The sequence below is a fragment of the Arthrobacter subterraneus genome, assembly GCF_900099735.1.
Lineage (GTDB): Bacteria > Actinomycetota > Actinomycetes > Actinomycetales > Micrococcaceae > Arthrobacter_D > Arthrobacter_D subterraneus.
Genome location: NZ_FNDT01000033.1, coordinates 1 through 17850 on the forward strand (window position 1 = coordinate 1; position 17850 = coordinate 17850).

A 17850-nucleotide genomic window follows, 5' to 3' on the forward strand; every position below is an offset into this window, starting at 1 on the left:
CCCAGGATCGCCGTCATGGACTGCCAGCCCGACCCCACCTGCTTCTTCGCCAGCCAACCGGCCGCACCATTCCCCGGGTACAGCCACAACCTGCCCGCCGAATCCCGCGCCAGCACATCGACGGTTCCATCACCATTGAAATCGTGGCCCTCCATACCCGCCGGCGGAGGGGGAGGAGGAGCGGTCGCCGTATAGGTGTAGACCACGGTGTTGGAGGTGCCGGCCGCCGTCGTCACATCGATGTTCACAGGCCCTTCCGTACCTGCCGGGACAATGAAGGAAAGCTCCGTGTCAGAGACGACCGTCACGTCGTCGTCCAGGAAGGATGCGGTGTCCATGGTCACCATGGTCGCTGCGGGTACAAACCCGGTACCTCTGAGGGTGACTGAGGTGTTGCCTTCCATGGGGCCTGAGTCGGGAGTGACCGACGTGATGGTCGGCGGCACCGCCACCGGGAAGTAGTTCAGGTCGAGGGAGCCGCTCGATCCGACCGGCGTTGTGACGCTCAAGGAGGCGAGTCCTGCCGGCTGGGCCGGAGCCTTGATGACCAGGGTGCCCGTGTTCAGGAACTCGACGTCGGAGGGTGAGATCACCGTCTCTCCAACTGTGACGCTGGTGCGGTCCCTCGCGAACCCGGATCCGAAGATCCAGATCTCCTCACCGCCGGTGGCTGCCGTCTCATCGGGGTCGAGCACGTCGACCACCGGCACCTCCGGTGCCGGCTCAGTGTAGGTGAACCCGAGACCTGTGCTGCTTCCTGAGGGGGTTGTTACTGTGACCAGCGATGGACCCACCGGACCGGCCGGTGTGGAGAACGTCAGTTCGCTGTCTGACAGGACAACGACGTCGGTTGCTGCGTTCCCGCCGACATCCACCGTGGTGTCCCCGGTGAAGCCGGAACCGCGAAGGGTGACCGTGTCGCTGCCCGTGCTCACTCCTTCGGCGGGCACCAGTTCTTCTGCCGTAGGCGCAGACGGCACTTCCAAGTGCTCACAGGCAGCCTCACCGATCACGATATTGCCGAGGTAGATCGCCGCGACCATACCGACGTCAGGGACGGTCCCCTTCAGGGTGAGGTTGACGGTCAGACCGGTCGCCTCGGCCGATGCAGCGTTCCTGCTGATGGTTCCGACCTTCACCTTCGCCAGGACTTCGGCGCTGGTCATGCCGGGCACCGTGGCTGCGGTCGACAACTCGAGACCCGCCACGGGGACAGCCGCCGGGTCAACCGGAGTGCCCAGAACGGTGACGCCCTCCGAAGCGGTCTCCGCTGCCGGCAATGCGCCGGGGAGACAGTCGGCTGCTGAGATCACGCGGGTTGCTCCCACCGCCTGGACACCGAGTACAGACACTGTCAGATCCTCGATGACGGCGGAGCTCGTTGTCCCCGCCGCCCCGGACGCGGTCGACAGCGTTGCCCTGCCGGCCACAGCTGCGCCGTTGAGCGCACCGACGTGTGCGGACAGATCGGGTATGACCACCTCCCTGGGCGGACTCTCCGTTTCCGCCGCGGCATCCACATCCAGCAGGCTGGCGCCGCCGAGCTCGAGGGACAGTCTCAGGTCAACCGCGGATGCTTCCGCATCGCCCGGCAGGGCGAGCGTCGGTGCTGCCACCACGGCGCTACCTCCGATCGCGAGAGCCGTCGCAATCGCGGTAACCCTTGCAGTGCTCCATCTCGGGGACATTTCACACTCCTAAGCAGTCCGGACAACCGCGTACGCCTCCGCGCCGCTGATGGCGGGGACGCTGACGGCTATCGTGCTGGTTCAACGCTAAGGAGGAGACCTTGGAAACAGGTTGAGATCGCCCGGCCCGGGAGTTCCACCGAAATGGTGAAGGTTTGAAGTTCTGCGTAAGGTGGGTCACACCGCGTTACCGCGCGGTACGTCTACTCCCCACTCTCGGAGGCACCACCTTGCCAGGTATGAACCTGACGCGGGACGAAGCACGCCAGCGCGCGGCGACAGTCAGCGTCCACAGCTACGCCATCAATCTCGATCTGACCCGCGGCGACACGGTCTTCCGGTCAACCACCGTGGTGTCTTTCGACGCCGAGCAGGGTTCCTCAACCTTCATTGACGCCGTCACCGCATCCGTTCATCGCGTGACCCTCAACGGCGTGGACCTCGATGCGGCGGAGGTGGCGGACGGGGTGCGGATCCGCCTGGATAATCTTGCCGCGTCCAACGAACTGGTCGTCGACGCGGACATGCTCTACATGAACACCGGCGAGGGCCTGCACCGCTTCGTTGACCCGGTTGACAATGAGGTTTACCTCTACACCCAGTTCGAAGTTCCGGACTCGCGTCGGGTCTTTGCCGTCTTTGAGCAGCCGGATCTGAAGGCAACGTTCCGCTTCACCGTGACAGCGCCGTCGCACTGGGACGTAATCTCCAATTCCCCCACGCCGGAGCCCGTTGACGCGGGCTCGTCGGAGGACGGCGGCGCGCGGGCAACGTGGGCATTCGAGCCGACACCGCTGCTTTCCTCCTATGTGACGGCGCTGATCGCCGGGCCGTACCAGTCCGTGCGCAGCGAGCTGACCAGCTCGGACGGCCGCACCATTCCCCTCGGCGTCTTCGCGCGCAAATCGCTGATGCAGTATCTGGATGCCGAGAACGTCTTTGAACTGACCCGGCAGGGCTTCGAGTTCTTCGAGGCTCAGTTCGGCACACCGTATCCGTTCAGGAAGTACGACCAGCTATTTGTACCGGAGTTCAATGCCGGCGCGATGGAAAACGCCGGCGCCGTCACGTTCCTGGAGAGCTACGTCTTCCGCTCGCGCGTCACCGAGGCCACCATTGAACGCCGCGCGATCACCATCCTCCACGAGCTCGCCCACATGTGGTTCGGGGACCTGGTCACAATGCGCTGGTGGAATGACCTCTGGCTGAATGAGTCGTTCGCCGAGTTCATGTCCACCCTGGCGTCTGCGGAAGCCACCAAGTTCACCCAGTCCTGGACCACGTTCGCGTCCCTAGAGAAAGCCTGGGCATACCGCCAGGATCAGTTGCCCTCCACGCACCCCATCGTCGCTCCGATCAACGACCTCGAGGATGTACAGGTCAACTTCGACGGTATTACCTACGCGAAGGGCGCCTCCGTCCTGAAGCAGCTCGTGGCCTGGGTCGGCCAGGACAAATTCATGCAGGGCGTCCGGGAGTACTTCGGCAAGCATGCGTGGGCCAATACCGAACTCTCCGATCTGCTGGTTGAGCTGGAGAAGGCGAGCGGCCGGGACCTCAGGGAATGGTCTGCCGAGTGGCTGGAAACCGCGGGCGTGAACACTCTGCGTCCGGACATCAGCTACAACGACGACGGCGAAATCACCTCCTTCTCCGTCCTCCAGTCCGCGCTGGCGGACCACCCGACGATCCGCTCACACCGGCTGGCCATCGGTTTTTACAATCTGACCGACGGCGGGAAGCTTGAACGGTCCAACAGGGTGGAGCTGGATGTGTCCGGCGAACGCACCGAGGTTGGGGAACTGGTCGGTTTGCAGAGGCCGGATCTCGTGCTTCTCAACGATGACGACCTGGCCTACGCAAAGATCCGCCTCGATGATTCCTCCCTCCGGACCGCCACCCGGCACCTCCGGGACTTCAGTGCATCTCTGCCGCGCACGCTGGTATGGGCCTCGGCCTGGGACGCCGCCCGTGACGGTGAAACGCCGGCGCGCAACTATGTCGAACTGATCCTGCAGAACATCGCCTCGGAATCGGATTCCTCCGTGGTCCTGGTACTCCTGCGGCAGCTCGCAACCACCCTGACGTACTACGTCAATCCCGAGGACCGGCAGGAGATGGAAACCGCGGCCGCCGACAGCCTGTGGGAACTTGCGGAAGGTGCCGATGCAGGGTCCGATTCGCAGCTTCAGTTCGTGAAGGCGTTCGCGGTGCACGCGCAGTCCCCCGGGCAACTGGACATCGTCGAGAAAATCCTGGACGGCTCAGGCGCACCCGACGGCCTGACCGTCGATGCGGACCTCAGATGGGAGCTTCTGACGAGCCTCGTGGTCGGCGGCCGCAGGGGCCAGGAACATATTAATGCGGAGCTTGAACGGGACGCGACGGCCACCGGCGCACTTGCCGCCGCCCAGGCGAAGGCGGCCATCCCCACTGCCGAGGCAAAGAGGGAAGCGTGGGCCGCGATCGTCGAACGTTCCGACATGCCGAACGCCGCGCAGCGTTCAGCCATCCAGGGCTTCACGCGGGTGCATGACACTGCCCTACTGGAGCCTTTCGCGCCACGGTACTTCAGCTCGGCGAAGGAGGTCTGGGCCAACCGCACCCATGAGATCGCCCAGCAGATCATCGTGGGGCTCTACCCTTCCCGGCTGACCACCCAGGCAACGCTCGATGCCACGGACGAGTTCCTGTCGACACTGGACGCTGACCTGTCCTCCCTCCGCCGGCTCACGTTGGAGAACCGGGACGGCGTGGCCAGGGCGCTCCGAGCGCAGGCCGCAGACCGGTAGCAACGCCGTTTTGCACAGCGGTCCTGTTGGCCCGGAAAGGCGTCCCTGCTATTACCGGGCCAACAGGTGTAATTTGTGCCTATGAACCTCTCCGAGCATCACTATCTGGTACGCGTCGAGTGGACCGGGAACCGAGGTGACGGCACCACCTCCTACCGGTCCTACAGCCGGGACCATGACATTTCGGCGGCCGGCCTGCCGCTGATCGCCGGATCAGCGGATCCCACCTTCCACGGCAATCCCGAACGCTGGAACCCGGAACAGTTACTGCTCGCTGCGCTGTCCCAGTGCCACATGCTCTCCTACCTCCACATGGCCGTGAAGAACGGCGTTATTGTGACCGCCTATGAGGACTCAGCCGAAGGCACCATGAGGCTCAACCCCGACGGCAGCGGCGAATTCACCAGCGTCACGCTCAAGCCCCGTGTCACGATCACCAGGGGCACGGCCAAACACCTGGCTCAGTCCATCCACGCCGAAGCGGCCGCCGCATGCTTTATTGGCCGTTCGGTCAACTTTCCGGTCCTCCATGAGCCGGTTGTAGTGGTCGGCGGAACCGCCGATCCGCTTGCCGCGCCGTCCCGCGCGAAGACCACTGCCTGATTCTTCCTGGTCACGCACTGCTTCCGGGCCAGGCCCACCGACTCCGCAGATGGGACGGGGCTGGGCGGATGTGGAGTAACCCGCCGGCGGCGGTAATCTTGAGCTGCCCCGACGCGCTGTGAACTCCGGCGTGCGAGCGGCCCCAATGAAAGGTGTCCCCATGCAGTTCCTTGACCAGCTCGGGTACGGCGGCAACATCCTGGCCGCCGCGCTGATCCTGCTGGCCGCCCTCATCCTCTGGCTGATCCTGCGCATCCTGATCAACCACATGGTCCGAAGGGTGCAGAACGGGTATGACATGTTCAAGAAGCCGCACTTCCGGTGGGCTCAGCCTGTACTGCGGACGCTGGATCACAACCGGCGGTCGCAGCGTGCCGAAACCATCGGAGCGCTGCTGCGCAGTACCGCTGCGGTGACGATCGCAATCATTGCGCTGATTACTGCGATAGAACAGCTCGGGGTCAACATCGGGCCCATCCTGGCGAGCGTCGGGATTGTCGGTATCGCCATCGGTTTCGGGGCACGGGAGGTCATCCGGGATGCCTTCCTCGGCTTTTTCATCACTATCGAGGACCAATACGGCATTGGAGACGTCATCGAAATAGGTGACACCGTGGGAGTGGTGCAGTCGGTGGGGTTGCGGATCACTCGCATGGTCGATGAAAACGGAGCCATCTGGTATATCCGCAACGGTGACATCATGAAGGTGGGAAACAGATCCCAGGGGAACTATGTACCTCCGGCCACCGACGACGAAAAGGCGGAACAAGCCAATGAGCAGTGAAACACCCGGCCCCATTCCCATCCCGTCCCGATTCGGTGAACCCATCGCCCGGCTCACGCCCGTGGGCCCGCGTTTCGACCAGCCCTCGTACACCGACAATTTTTACGAGGCCGTCGGCGGCCACGAGACGTTCGTCCGTCTGGTCGACCGTTTCTACACGGGCGTCGCATCGGACGAGCTCCTGCGCCCCATGTATCCGGAGGAGGATCTGGAGCCTGCCAAGGAGCGTCTCCTGTTGTTCCTGGAGCAGTATTGGGGCGGGCCCAGGACGTACGGTGAGACCCGCGGTCATCCGCGTCTGCGGATGCGCCACCAGCCTTTCCGCGTGACCCCGGCCGCCCGCGACCGCTGGCTGACGCACATGCGTGACGCAGTCGATTCGCTCGGACTCTCTCCCCTGCACGAAGCGACTCTGTGGGACTACCTGGAGCGGGCAGCACACTCCATGGTCAATTCCGCCTGACCTGGTGTTCACATTCACATTGACGGGCCCCGCTAAAGAACTGCTGCCCGGCGGACAAGAACATGTCCGCCTGCCGTGCTGAGCCGTGTCCAGCGGCCGTTGGTGAAAATGCCGGCCTGCCCGCCCGGTGAGAGGAACCCCAGCGCAAAGGCTCCGAATGCCGCCCCTGCCGGAAGGTTCGCCGGCGCTCCGTCAATGGGACGGCTCCAGATAATGCCGCGCGCATTGTTGACGACAATCGCTCCCGGGGACTGCGGCACCGACTCCGCCACGTCCCGGATCCCCTGGGTGGCGGACGCGAGCAGCACATCCGTACTCACCCGGCCCTGAGACTCCCAACCCGACCGGGGCGGCAGCACACCGGCCCAGATTTCGGTGACTGTGGTCGGCGGGACCGGGAGAACGACGTCGTACTCCCCCATCCGCGCCAGCCGGTCGGACACGGAGGAAAGTGCCACTGTGGTGTCCAGCTGTGCCGGCTCACCCAGCGGCATGACCCGGAGCCCGAGCACCGTGGGCAGAGCCTCTCCCAGGACGCGCGGGGCGAGAATGCACACATAAGCGGCAAGCACTCCTCCAAGCGCCTGGAGGCGTACCGCCCCGTCCTGGGCGGCGCGCGCGCGGCCCACATAGGTACGCAGGTCCAGCATCACCTGTGGTTCGGCGAGGATCAGTTCAGTGGCGGTTGTGGAGCGTTCGGGCATTGTGTAATCCTCTCATCCGGTTCCGGGGCCGATTCCCCGCGCGTAACAACCGTGGTGCGCCGGCTGCGCTGACTGCATCCGGCGGGATGCGGCACCGTCCGGTTGAGGCTCAAGCGCGCGCAGTCTAATGTCGGACTTGGCCTACCGCGCCCAGACACAAGGAGCCAACCATCACCATGTCCGCCCAACCCGTGCAGGATCCCACCGCTGCCCTCGTCAGCCTGCTCGACCTGGACAGCGCCGCAGGGGCACAGACGGACGAGGAGATCTTCGTGGCGACACCGGTGAAACAGCCGGGCAAGCGGGTCTTCGGCGGGCAGGTACTCGCTCAGGCGCTGATCGCCGCCATCAGAACCGTTGATTCCGTCCGCTCCGTCCACTCGATGCACGGGTACTTCCTCCGTGCAGGTGACGCAGATCTGCCGATCACTTTCGGGGTGCAGCGGTTGCGGGATGGCCGCTCATTCTCGGCGCGGCGGGTCCATGCCTACCAGGACGGGGTACCGATTCTCTCGATGATCGCTTCCTTCCAGCAGCCGGATGAAGGGATCACGCACCAGGAACCGATGCCGACGGACCTTCCGGACCCTGAATCGCTCCCTTCCACGGCAGATCTGCTCGGTCAGTTCGACCATCCCGTGGCCAAGGCCTGGGCCTACGACCGCCCGTTCGACATCCGCCATATCGATTCCCCGCTCTATGTCGAGAACACCGGGTCAAAAGAGCCCGTCAACGCGGTCTGGATGAAGACATTCGGCGCTATGCCTGCGGATCCACCAATGCACCAGGCGGCACTGGCGTATGCCAGTGACTACACCCTGCTCGAATCAATCCTGCGTCCGCACGGACTGACCTGGATTCACCCCGGCATGAGCGTCGCGAGCCTCGATCACGCCATGTGGTGGCACCGGCCCGTCCGGGTCGATGAGTGGCTGCTGTACGTCCAGGCCTCGCCCAGCGCATCAGGGGCCCGAGGGCTGGCGCTCGGGAAGATCTATAACCGGGCTGGTGATCTTGTTGCCACCGTTGCGCAGGAGGGGATGATACGTGTGCCCGACGACGCCGGCGCACGCCTCAAGGGAGCAGTCCAGAAGAAGCTCATGGACCAGAAGATGCGCCGGTGGAGGAAATGACCACCGACACCCGGAGGCCGGCCGGGTAACAGCGGAGGGAGCGTGCTGTGTGCACGCTCCCTCCGTTGTTGCCTGCCTGCTCTCAGTCGCGGGTGAGGCGGCGGTGGGTCACCCGGTGGGGCTTGGCCGCTTCGGGGCCGAGCCGCTCGATCTTGTTTTCCTCGTAGGACTCAAAGTTGCCCTCGAACCAGTACCAGTTGGCCGGGTCTTCTTCCGTCCCCTCATAGGAGAGGATGTGGGTGGCAACCCGGTCCAGGAACCAGCGATCGTGGGAGACCACAACCGCGCAGCCCGGGAATTCGAGCAGTGCGTTCTCCAGGCTGGAGAGGGTTTCCACGTCGAGGTCGTTGGTGGGCTCGTCGAGGAGCAGAAGATTGCCGCCCTGCTTCAGGGTCAGGGCGAGGTTCAGCCGGTTCCGCTCTCCGCCTGAAAGCACTCCCGCCTTCTTCTGCTGGTCCGGGCCCTTGAAGCCGAATGCGGAAACGTAGGCACGTGAGGGCATTTCCACCTGGCCGACCTGGATGAAGTCAAGGCCGTCGGACACCACTTCCCACAGTGACTTGTTGGGGTCGATGCCGCCACGGGACTGGTCGACATAGGAGATCTTGACCGAGTCACCGATCCTCAGTTCGCCCCCATCCAGGGGTTCGAGGCCGACGATGGTCTTGAAGAGCGTGGTCTTGCCGACGCCGTTGGGACCGATGACGCCGACGATCCCGTTCCGCGGCAGCGAGAAGGACAGACCATCGATCAGGATGCGGTCGTCATAGCCTTTCCGGAGATCGTGGGCCTCAATGACCTGGCTGCCGAGGCGCGGTCCGGGCGGGATCTGGATCTCTTCGAAATCGAGCTTCCGGGTCCGCTCGGCCTCTGACGCCATTTCCTCATAGCGGGCAAGACGGGCCTTGGACTTGGTCTGGCGGCCCTTGGCATTGGAACGTACCCATTCCAGTTCTTCGGAGAGCCGCTTCGAGAGCTTCTGGTCCTTCTTGCCCTGGATCTCCAGGCGGGCGCGCTTCTTTTCGAGGTAGGTCGAGTAGTTGCCTTCATAGGGGTAGAGGTGCCCGCGGTCAACCTCGGCGATCCATTCCGCCACGTGGTCGAGGAAGTAGCGATCGTGGGTGACGGCGAGAACTGCGCCGGGGTACGCCGACAGGTGCTGTTCCAGCCACAGCACGCTCTCGGCGTCGAGGTGGTTGGTCGGCTCGTCGAGAAGCAGGAGGTCCGGCTTCTGGAGCAGCAGCTTGCACAGCGCTACGCGGCGGCGCTCACCACCGGACAGCACGGAGACGTCAGCATCCGGCGGGGGGCAACGGAGTGCGTCCATCGCCTGGTCGAGCTGGGAGTCGATGTCCCAGGCGTCGGCCGCGTCGATGGCTTCCTGCAGCTTGCCCATCTCGTCGAGCAGCCTGTCATAGTCCGCGTCAGGGTTGGCCATTTCTTCGGAGATCTCGTTGAACCGCTGGATCTTGCCGTAGATTTCGCCGACGCCTTCCTGGACGTTGCCAAGAACGGTCTTTTCCTCATTGAGGGGCGGCTCCTGAAGGAGTATGCCCACGGTGTAGCCGGGACTCAGCCGTGCCTCGCCGTTCGATGGAGTATCCAGGCCCGCCATAATCTTCAGGATGGTGGATTTGCCCGCGCCGTTGGGTCCGACAACGCCAATCTTGGCGCCCGGGTAGAAGGACATCGTTACGTCGTCGAGAATTACTTTGTCGCCAACAGCCTTGCGGGCCTTGGTCATCGTGTAGATAAATTCCGCCATAGGTCAAGGCTAGTGCGTGTGGACCTGTAGAACATATTCCACGGCGCCAGGCAGCCGTCGGAGTACCGATTTACCGCTGATCGCCCACAAAACACAGGCCGTTGGCGAGGACCGGCAACTGGGTCACGGTCACCGCACCGTCGCGGACGTGCCCGAATACGCAGCTTTCTCCAATGGGCACCGCGCCGGTCATGGCGTCGACTTCGAGCCCGGTGGGGGTGGTGTCGATCGATACCTCAACGGCTCCTGCCTCCGCCCCGGCTGATACGAAAGCTGCCCGCAGCTCTTCGGCGCCCGGCTCCGGCGTCCGTGCGGCCAGGGAGTCCAGCGCATCCGCGATCCGTGATGCAAGCGACTGCGCTGCAGGCGTCTCGGTGGGAGCGACAGAGGCGGCCGGAGCCGGGGGAGGCGCCGCCGGCACCACCTGCCCGGCCAGGGCATGGCCTCCGGCCGCGGGAGCTCCGCATCCGCCCAGTACAGCGGTGATCCAGACCGCAACGATGCACAACGGCACGGCCGCGCCCTTCTTCCGGGCTTTGGCCTCCCGGCGTGTCCAGTGTTCCCGCATGACACAAGTCTTCCACGCTCCGGCTCCTTCGCGTTCCGACCGGGATTCCTCTAGAACGGCGCCGGGACGAGCTCGCCCTCCCTGTCAGCTTCCGCACCGGCACCGCCGTCGTCCTGGCTGGATTCCGATTCATCTGCGGTTCCCGGTGCACCGAACCCCGGAGACGATATCTCCCCAGTCCCGTAGTCGATGGCAGGGAACCCGTCCTCCCCGCCCGGCTGGACTGCCGCCTCAGGACGATCCGCGCTGGAGCGCCGGAAGCTCGCGGTGCCGAACAGGAGGTCATGACCGGCTGAATCCGCGTCAATCTCAGCCGTGGTGCCGCTTTTACCGTCATCATTGATCCAGGCGCGCACCCGAAGTTTGCCTGTGACGATGATGCGGTCGCCCTTCTGCAGGCTCACCCCGGCGTTAGTGGCCAGGGAGCGGAACATCGACACCGAATACCAGCTGGTGTCACTGTCCACCCACGCGTTGACCTTCTTGTCGAAATACCGGTCTGAACTGCCCAGCCTGAACTTGGCGATCGGCAGCCCGCTGCCGGTGACCGAGCACTTGATCTCGGTGCCGACGAAGCCGCGGATTGTCACGTTGTTGCTCATCATTGTGTCCCTTCAGAAGTTGGAGGACCGGCGCCGGTGCGTCGGCCACTTCCAGTTTCTGCCCGGAGGGTGATGCTCTGTTGGGCACCCGAAACTATGTGGGAAACTCCAGTGGAATTTGTCCGCTGTGGAGGAGATGACGCACACTGGAACCGCTAAGCTTGTGTGGGCTCCGCGCCTGCCCATGCCCCCGTAGCTCAATGGATAGAGCAACGGCCTTCTAATCCGTAGGTTGCGCGTTCGAGTCGCGCCGGGGGCACTGAATTCACTCCGGGAATGTCACCCGCAGTTCGAGGTAGTGCTGACCGGACGCGTCCTGCGAATACTCCGCGCGCCCTGCGATTCCCGTCAGGTCTTCCGTCCCGGATCCGGGAATGATGTGGCCGGAGCTGGCAGCGGCTGTTCCCTCGGCCAGTCCCCAGTGCTGAACGATCATGCTTCCGCGCCGGCCAAGGACGCTGCCGGTGAACACCTCGGACGCCACGTACCCGGCTCCCCTGCTGTTACCCGCCATCAGCAGTTCGGCGACCGAGGTCCCGGCGATCTCACCGGCGAACTCCTTTGTTGCTCTTACCCGGGTCAGTTCGCTGTCGACACCCTCTACCGCGTATGACTCGGGAGCCCAGTCCGAGATATCGAATGCTGCCCGTATTACCTGTTCCTGCGGTTCACTCATGCCTCCAGTATTGCCGCATTGGACACCCTTCGCATGTTGGCGCCGGAAGGCTCTATCGGCTAAGAGCTGCTCCGGCTGAGGCACCCGACCCACGGAACAGCGTCTTTGTTCTCGGGTCGAGCAGGACGAGATAGGTGGCGAAGGCCACCCCGATCGCCGCTGCGATCTGGCGGGCGGTGTGGAGGCTCAACTCAATGTAGGGAAAGATGTCCAGCTGGTCCGAGATGGCGTAGATCATGAAGAAGGACACGGCGAAATACAGGATCTTGACCTGCCAGTCGTCGCGGATCCCGGTGACGGCAAAGAGCGGGATGAGCCAGACCACGTACCAGGACTGGATCATCGGTGCCAGAAGGACCACGGCCGCGAGGGCGAGAGCAAGCCGGCGCACCAGGTGGGCATGGTCGCCCTTGAGGACAAACCACGCGACGAAGACCAGCGAAATCAGGGTGCCGATGGAATGGACGATGTCCGCCCACGCCCATCCGTCGAACCCCAGGGCGTCACCGGTGACGGCAACAAACATTCCCAGGAAGCCGATCGGCGCGTACCAGATCCAGACGCTTCCCGGGGTGCTGAGCGCACCCACCCACCCGAAACCGAAACCGTTCAGGATGCCCAGTATCCAGAGAATTCCCAGGGACAGCCCCGCTGTCAGCGACCAGTACAGGAACTTGCGCGGCCAGCCCGCGCCGCGGCCGGCCCACATCAATCCGATGAAGGGAAGGAAGATGAGGGTGATCGGCTTGATGCCGATCGAGAGGGTCACCAGGAGGATAGCCGGGAGGAAACGGCCCCTTGCCGCGTAGTAGAGACCGGCAAGGGCAAGACCGAGCATGAGCGAATCATTGTGGATGCTGGCCACGAAATTCGTGAGAAAGAGAGGATTCGCGACGGTGAGCCATAGCGCGCGGTTGGGATTGACGTTATGCAGCTCGGCGAGCCGCGGCACGTAGTAGATGCACATCGCCACACCAAGCAGCGCGAGGAGGCGGAAGAGCAGGATGGACAGGTCCGGCTGACCTCCCGTGATCCGCACCACCAGCTCCTCCAGCCAGAGGAAAATCGGTCCGTACGGCGTGGGGCTCTGCGCCCACAGATCGTCGGCACCGATCTGCAGGTAGTTGGAGATTTGCGAATAGCCGTCCTCGTACGGGTTGAGGCCGGCAACCATGACCTGACCCTGGGCGATGTAGGCGAACACGTCGCGGCTGAACAGGGGCAGCGCGAGGCACATCGGCGCTGCCCACGCCAGGGTCGCGGTGAGAATGGTTCGCCGGGTTTCCGGCCCCCACCCCTGCAGGCGTTGGCCGAGCCTCAGCCAGGCACGTACCAGGAGCATGCCGCCGACCGCCAGCAGAAGTACGGACAGGACAGCCCCTACCGGCTCGAAGCGCAGCCAGATGATTGCCGGCACCTGCCGCAGCTCCCGGGAGGCGAGGGACAGCCAACCGACCCCGAATGACCCGACGAGCATCAGCATGGAGCCCACAAATCCCTGAATGATCGCTATCCGGGGACGCCCGATATGCGCGGTCACGACGGGCGCAGGCGCAGGAGCGGTCATGCTGGGAGGATCCGATCGTCGGTCTGGCACAGGCGGGGCAAAGGCATCGAGGTCGCTCGATTTTACCATTGTCCGTTCCGACGGCGCCGGGCAGCCGGTGGGCGAAGGGCCGGGCGCGGTACATTTGTCGGGTGCCGATAACAAGTGACCCCATCGTCTGGATCGACTGCGAGATGACAGGTTTGGATCCTGTCTCCGATGCACTGATTGAGGTGGCGGTCATCGTCACTGACTCGGAGCTGAACGTGCTGGGTGAGGGCGTCGACGTCGTTATTGCTCCCCCGCCCGGCGCTTTGGATTCCATGGGCGATTTTGTGCGCAACATGCATACGGTCTCGGGCCTGCTCGACGATCTGCCTGCGGGAGTTTCCATGGAGGAGGCGCAGGACCGCGTGCTCCGGTACATCACTGCGCACGTACCGGAACCGCGGCGGGCGCAGCTGGGCGGGAACTCGGTCGGTACCGACAGGGTTTTCCTTGCCCGCGACATGCCATTGGTTGTGGAACACCTTCACTACCGGGTAGTGGACGTATCGACCATCAAGGAACTGGCCCGCCGTTGGTACCCTCGGGCCTATTTCCAGGCGCCGGAGAAAAGCGGCAATCACCGTGCGCTGGGAGACATCCAGGATTCCATCCGCGAGCTCCGGTACTACCGGAGCACTATCTTCGTTCCGGACCCAGGGCCTGATTCGGAAACCAGCCGGGCTGCGGCGCGGGATTTGCTGACCGGCAGCTGAGCTGCGGTGCTGCGCGCGGGGTGCGCCGGAGCCTGCGGAAAATGTAGCGAAAAAAGTGTGTAGAATTGTCTGCGCTGCCTCGTTCAGCCCCAGCCAGTCCGCCTCCCGGCGGGTTACCTGCGGGACGAACCAACAAGGCACATGGTGGGTATAGCTCAGTTGGCAGAGCGCCTGGTTGTGGTCCAGGAGGTCGCGGGTTCAAACCCCGTTACTCACCCCATTGGCCCGCCGGCATCAGCCGCAGGCTTCGGTGGCCGCCCCGGATTGTCGGGGCGGCCATTGGCATTTCTTCGCTCTGTCCACGCGCCCGTGGACTGAGCAACCACCGGAAGGGATAGCTGCATGAAACGCACCTTGTTCGAGGAGGACCACGAACTCTTCCGCGAAGTGGCGCAGGAGTTCAATTCCCGCGAGATTGCCCCTCATTATGCGCAGTGGGATCGCGAGCACATCATGCCGCGCACCATGTGGAGCGCTGCCGGTGAACAGGGTCTGCTCGGGCTGGCCGTGCCGGAAGAGTTCGGCGGAGCGGGCATGCCCGACTACCGCTTCCGGGTGGTCCTTGACGAGGAGTTCGCCCGCGCCAACCATTTGGCGGCGGGGCTGGCTCTGCATCTGCATGACGACCTCGTCCTTCCGCACCTGTTGGCCTACGGTTCGGAGGAACTGAAGCAGTACTGGCTTCCCGGCATGGTCACCGGTGAGAAGGTCACCTCGGTGGCCTGGACAGAGCCGGGCGCCGGCAGCGACCTGCGCGGAGTGCGCACCAAGGCAGTGCGCGACGGCGACAGCTGGCTCATCAGCGGACAGAAGACTTTCATTGGAAACGGCATCAGCGGAGATGCCTCCCTTGTCCTCGCCCGCACCGACGGATCCACCGGCCGCGGCAGCAGCCAGTCCTTCTCGCTGTTCATGGTCGAGAAGACTGCAGGCTACGAGACCGGCCGGCAGCTGGACAAGATGGGCCTGAAGGCCTCGGACACCGCTGAACTCTTCTTCGACAACGTCCGGGTCCCGGCAGTAAATCTTGTCGGCGAGGTGGGCCAGGGCCTGCGGTATGTCGCCGAACAGTTGCCGCAGGGGCGCCTGGGGATCGCCGTCGCATCCTCGGCCGTGGCACGGACCATCTATGAGGGCACCGTGCAGTACACCAGTGAGCGCAACGCCTTCGGTGATCGGATCATCGACTTTCAGAACACCCGCTTTGAACTGGCAGACATCCAGACAGAGGTTGAGGTGCTGGAAACCTATGTTGACCGCGCTGTCCTGGCCTTCAACGACGGGGCGCTGGATGCCGTCAGCGCTGCCCGGGTGAAATTGTGGGCCAGCGAGCGGGTGAAGTCCGTCACCGACCGCTGCCTGCAGCTGCACGGTGGATACGGCTACATCCTCGAGTACCCCGTCGCGCAGGCATTCCTGGCCGTGCGCCTGCTGAGCATCTTCGGCGGGACCAGCGAAATCATGCGTGAGACCATCGGCCGTCACATCGCGCGGTAACCCACCGGACCAAGGAAGGCCAGTCATGCCTGTTCGCCCCATCACCATCGCCGGTGAACCTGTCCTGCACCGGCGGTCCGCCGCCGTCGAACGCTTCGATGATGAGTTGCGCTCACTCATTGCCGATATGTACGAAACGATGGACGAAGCCAACGGCGTCGGCCTCGCTGCCCCCCAGATCGGCGTCGGGCTTCGTATCTTTGTCTATGGAATGGTGAACGACGACGGCGTGCCTCCCCGTGGCGTGCTCGTGAACCCCTCGCTGGTCACCTCGAAGGTCTCAGGTGCCGAACCGGACGAGGACGAGTCCGAAGGGTGTTTGTCCTTCCCGGGCGAGGCTTTTCCGCTCAAGCGCGCCGACTGGGTCAAGGTCAACGGATACGACGGCGACGGCAATCCGGTGGAGTTCGAGGCGACCGGGTGGTTTGCACGCTGCATGCAGCATGAATTCGACCATCTGAACGGCACCCTGTACGTAGACCGGCTGAACCCCCGGTATGCCCGGAAGGCCAAAAAGGTGGTCAAGGTGAACGGCTGGGGTGAGCCCGGACTGACCTGGATGCCGGGCGTCGACCCGGACCCGTTCGGTCACTAACGGGTCGGCATCGGTTCGCGGTCAAGTTCTTCCAGACGCCGCACCGAACGCAACGATCCGAACAGTGCCACCAGCGGCGCTGTGGCCGCCAACAGGACGCCCACGAGCACAGCGGCCGTAATTCCAATAGTTTCGGCAAGGATCCCGCCCAGGATGCTGGCGATCCCCAGCATGCCCCAACTGACCATCCGGGTGGCGGCTCCGAGCCTGCCCATCATCGCCGGCGGGCAGACGCGCTGCCGGAAACTCGTGCCCACTACGATGTTCAGAGCAATCGACACCCCCATCACAAACATCCCGAGTATGCCGATGAGCATGCCGGTGCCGGGAGTCATGGCAAGCAGGGACGCATAGCCGAGCACTCCGGGGACCATCGACCAGCGCCACACCGGGCCGGAGCCCAACCGCTCGGTGAGCCGTTTTGCGCTCAGGCCGCCTACCGCGCCGCCCACGGAGGTGGCCGCCATCAACAGACCAAGCCAGACCTCCGACTCCCCGAGCGCACGCACTACAAGAAGCACCATCAGAGAAGCAACCATGCTGCCGCCGAGGTTCCAGAGCGCAGCGTTGAACAGTATGGCCCGCAGGGGCGCCGTGCTGAAGGTGTACCGAAGTCCCTCGAGCATTTCCGCGAAGATGCGCCGCTCTCCTGCGGGCGCCGTTTTTTCCGTGATGTGCAGGGAGGAGATGGCGGCCAGCGAGGCGAGCGAGGCCCCAACCTGCACCAGCAGTGTGTTGGAAGCCCCCAGCACCACCGTGAGCCAGCCGGCGATCCCCCTGCCGGCGGCGTCCGCAGACGCTCCGGAGGCGGTGATGATGCCGTTCCCTTCGACCAGCTCATCCCCAGAGAGTGCCTGTTGTACCAGCGCCTGGTCCGCGAGGCTGAAGAAGACTGACGACAGCCCGGCGATAAAGGCCACAATGAAAAGCTGCGCCACGGACAGCATCCCGAGCCAGTAGGCGACGGGCAGGGTTCCGAGCGAAAGTATGCGCGCCACCAGCGACCAGACGATGACCGGCTTGCGCGGCCAACGGTCCACCCACACACCGATGGGCAACCCGAGAAGGAGCCAGGGCAGGAAGGCCATACCGGCAAGCGCCGCTACGGCGAAGTCGCTGGCGGCCAGTTCAACAGCCGCGATGAGCGGCAGCGCGACCGCGGCAACGGCGGTGCCGAACACTCCGACCGTGGCGGATACCCACAGCGCCCGGAAATCCGGGTTGCGACGCACGAGCGGCGCGCTCGGTGGGGTCGGTTCGGCCATCCACTTAGCGTAATGGAACGTAATGGGTGATCGGCCCGGTTGTGGATGACGGGCAGGAACCGAAACGGGACCCTTGTCAAGCCCCGGGTTTGGTGGAGAGATTTTTAGTTGGAAATTGTGGTTAGTAGGCCGGCATTGACACCGGCGTGTTGTTGTTCGTATTCGCTGGGTGGGACGTGGCCGAGTTCGCCGTGGAGGCGTCGGTGGTTGTACCAGTCGACCCATTCGGCGAGGGCGACTTCGAGGTGGTTGATGTCCTTCCAGGGGCCTTTGTTGCGGACCAGCTCGGCTTTGAACAGCGAGTTCAGCGCCTCGGCCATCGCATTGTCGTAGCTATCCCCGCGGGAACCCACAGAAGCGACGGCGTCCTCGGCGGCGAGTCGCTCGGCGTAACGGATGGCCCGGTAT

General features: G+C 64.1%; 17 protein-coding genes and 2 tRNA genes. 10 read left to right on the forward strand and 9 right to left on the reverse strand.

Going from position 1 to position 17850, the window contains the following annotated elements:
* A partial coding sequence (locus tag BLS52_RS17300) for an IPT/TIG domain-containing protein (RefSeq protein ID WP_139186316.1) occupies window positions 1-1688 on the reverse strand: 1688 nt, incomplete at its 3' end.
* Window positions 1689-1927: 239 nt separating this feature from the next.
* On the opposite strand from BLS52_RS17300, the gene pepN reads away from it, so the two are divergent.
* The 4 genes from pepN (at window position 1928) to BLS52_RS17320 (ending at window position 6330) form a co-directional block, all read left to right on the forward strand.
* On the forward strand, window positions 1928-4480 hold the full coding sequence (gene pepN, locus BLS52_RS17305) for an aminopeptidase N (protein ID WP_090588386.1): 2553 nt from the start codon (window positions 1928-1930) through the stop codon (window positions 4478-4480).
* Between the two features lie 81 nt (window positions 4481-4561).
* Entirely contained in the window at window positions 4562-5083 is a 522-nt protein-coding gene (locus BLS52_RS17310) for an OsmC family protein (RefSeq protein WP_090588388.1), read from the forward strand.
* Between the two features lie 160 nt (window positions 5084-5243).
* Window positions 5244-5867, forward strand: a complete 624-nt coding sequence (locus BLS52_RS17315; protein ID WP_090588389.1) for a mechanosensitive ion channel family protein — start codon at window positions 5244-5246, stop codon at window positions 5865-5867.
* Entirely contained in the window at window positions 5857-6330 is a 474-nt protein-coding gene (locus BLS52_RS17320) for a globin (protein ID WP_026544991.1), read from the forward strand. The genes BLS52_RS17315 and BLS52_RS17320 overlap by 11 nt, the downstream gene beginning before the upstream one ends.
* 32 nt (window positions 6331-6362) lie before the next feature.
* On the opposite strand, the gene BLS52_RS17325 is transcribed toward BLS52_RS17320, so the two are convergent.
* Window positions 6363-7034 carry a DUF8185 domain-containing protein gene (locus BLS52_RS17325; protein ID WP_026544990.1) on the reverse strand — a complete coding sequence of 224 codons (672 nt, stop codon included), beginning with the start codon at window positions 7032-7034 and terminating at the stop codon, window positions 6363-6365.
* A gap of 176 nt (window positions 7035-7210) precedes the next feature.
* Between BLS52_RS17325 and BLS52_RS17330 the strand changes: the two genes are divergently transcribed.
* Complete coding sequence (locus BLS52_RS17330; RefSeq protein ID WP_090588391.1) at window positions 7211-8167, forward strand: acyl-CoA thioesterase; 957 nt, start codon at window positions 7211-7213, stop codon at window positions 8165-8167.
* An 82-nt stretch (window positions 8168-8249) separates the two neighbouring features.
* Here BLS52_RS17330 and ettA read toward each other — a convergent pair whose 3' ends face one another.
* The 3 genes from ettA to BLS52_RS17345 form a co-directional block, all read right to left on the reverse strand.
* A complete protein-coding gene (gene ettA, locus BLS52_RS17335) occupies window positions 8250-9932 on the reverse strand; it encodes an energy-dependent translational throttle protein EttA (RefSeq protein ID WP_090588392.1) in 1683 nt (560 codons plus the stop codon).
* A gap of 70 nt (window positions 9933-10002) precedes the next feature.
* Window positions 10003-10500, reverse strand: coding sequence for a DUF6993 domain-containing protein (locus tag BLS52_RS18920; RefSeq protein WP_245702928.1), 498 nt, complete (start codon window positions 10498-10500; stop codon window positions 10003-10005).
* 50 nt (window positions 10501-10550) lie between these two features.
* Window positions 10551-11105: a single-stranded DNA-binding protein gene (locus tag BLS52_RS17345; protein ID WP_090588394.1), complete on the reverse strand. Its 555-nt coding sequence runs from the start codon at window positions 11103-11105 to the stop codon at window positions 10551-10553.
* A gap of 183 nt (window positions 11106-11288) precedes the next feature.
* Between BLS52_RS17345 and BLS52_RS17350 the strand changes: the two genes are divergently transcribed.
* A tRNA-Arg gene (locus BLS52_RS17350) sits at window positions 11289-11361 on the forward strand.
* 6 nt (window positions 11362-11367) lie between these two features.
* On the opposite strand, the gene BLS52_RS17355 is transcribed toward BLS52_RS17350, so the two are convergent.
* Window positions 11368-11778 carry a DUF3224 domain-containing protein gene (locus BLS52_RS17355; RefSeq protein WP_090588396.1) on the reverse strand — a complete coding sequence of 137 codons (411 nt, stop codon included), beginning with the start codon at window positions 11776-11778 and terminating at the stop codon, window positions 11368-11370.
* A gap of 52 nt (window positions 11779-11830) precedes the next feature.
* A complete protein-coding gene (gene mptB, locus BLS52_RS17360; protein WP_090588397.1) occupies window positions 11831-13345 on the reverse strand; it encodes a polyprenol phosphomannose-dependent alpha 1,6 mannosyltransferase MptB in 1515 nt (504 codons plus the stop codon).
* A 131-nt stretch (window positions 13346-13476) separates the two neighbouring features.
* Between mptB and orn the strand changes: the two genes are divergently transcribed.
* The 4 genes from orn to def all read left to right on the forward strand — a co-directional run bounded on the left by orn (window position 13477) and on the right by def (window position 16177).
* Window positions 13477-14085 carry an oligoribonuclease gene (gene orn / locus BLS52_RS17365; RefSeq protein WP_084033599.1) on the forward strand — a complete coding sequence of 203 codons (609 nt, stop codon included), beginning with the start codon at window positions 13477-13479 and terminating at the stop codon, window positions 14083-14085.
* 144 nt (window positions 14086-14229) lie between these two features.
* Window positions 14230-14305, forward strand: a tRNA-His gene (locus BLS52_RS17370).
* Window positions 14306-14427: 122 nt separating this feature from the next.
* Window positions 14428-15582 carry an acyl-CoA dehydrogenase family protein gene (locus BLS52_RS17375; protein ID WP_090588399.1) on the forward strand — a complete coding sequence of 385 codons (1155 nt, stop codon included), beginning with the start codon at window positions 14428-14430 and terminating at the stop codon, window positions 15580-15582.
* A gap of 25 nt (window positions 15583-15607) precedes the next feature.
* The gene (gene def / locus BLS52_RS17380) at window positions 15608-16177 is read left to right on the forward strand and encodes a peptide deformylase (protein ID WP_090588400.1); all 570 of its coding nucleotides are present in this window, start codon (window positions 15608-15610) and stop codon (window positions 16175-16177) included.
* Here def and BLS52_RS17385 read toward each other — a convergent pair.
* Together BLS52_RS17385 and BLS52_RS17390 are read right to left on the reverse strand one after the other, a co-directional pair.
* Window positions 16174-17442: an MFS transporter gene (locus BLS52_RS17385; protein ID WP_175460225.1), complete on the reverse strand. Its 1269-nt coding sequence runs from the start codon at window positions 17440-17442 to the stop codon at window positions 16174-16176. The two genes, def and BLS52_RS17385, sit on opposite strands and share 4 nt — an antisense overlap.
* A gap of 104 nt (window positions 17443-17546) precedes the next feature.
* A partial coding sequence (locus BLS52_RS17390; RefSeq protein ID WP_139186278.1) for an integrase core domain-containing protein occupies window positions 17547-17850 on the reverse strand: 304 nt, incomplete at its 5' end.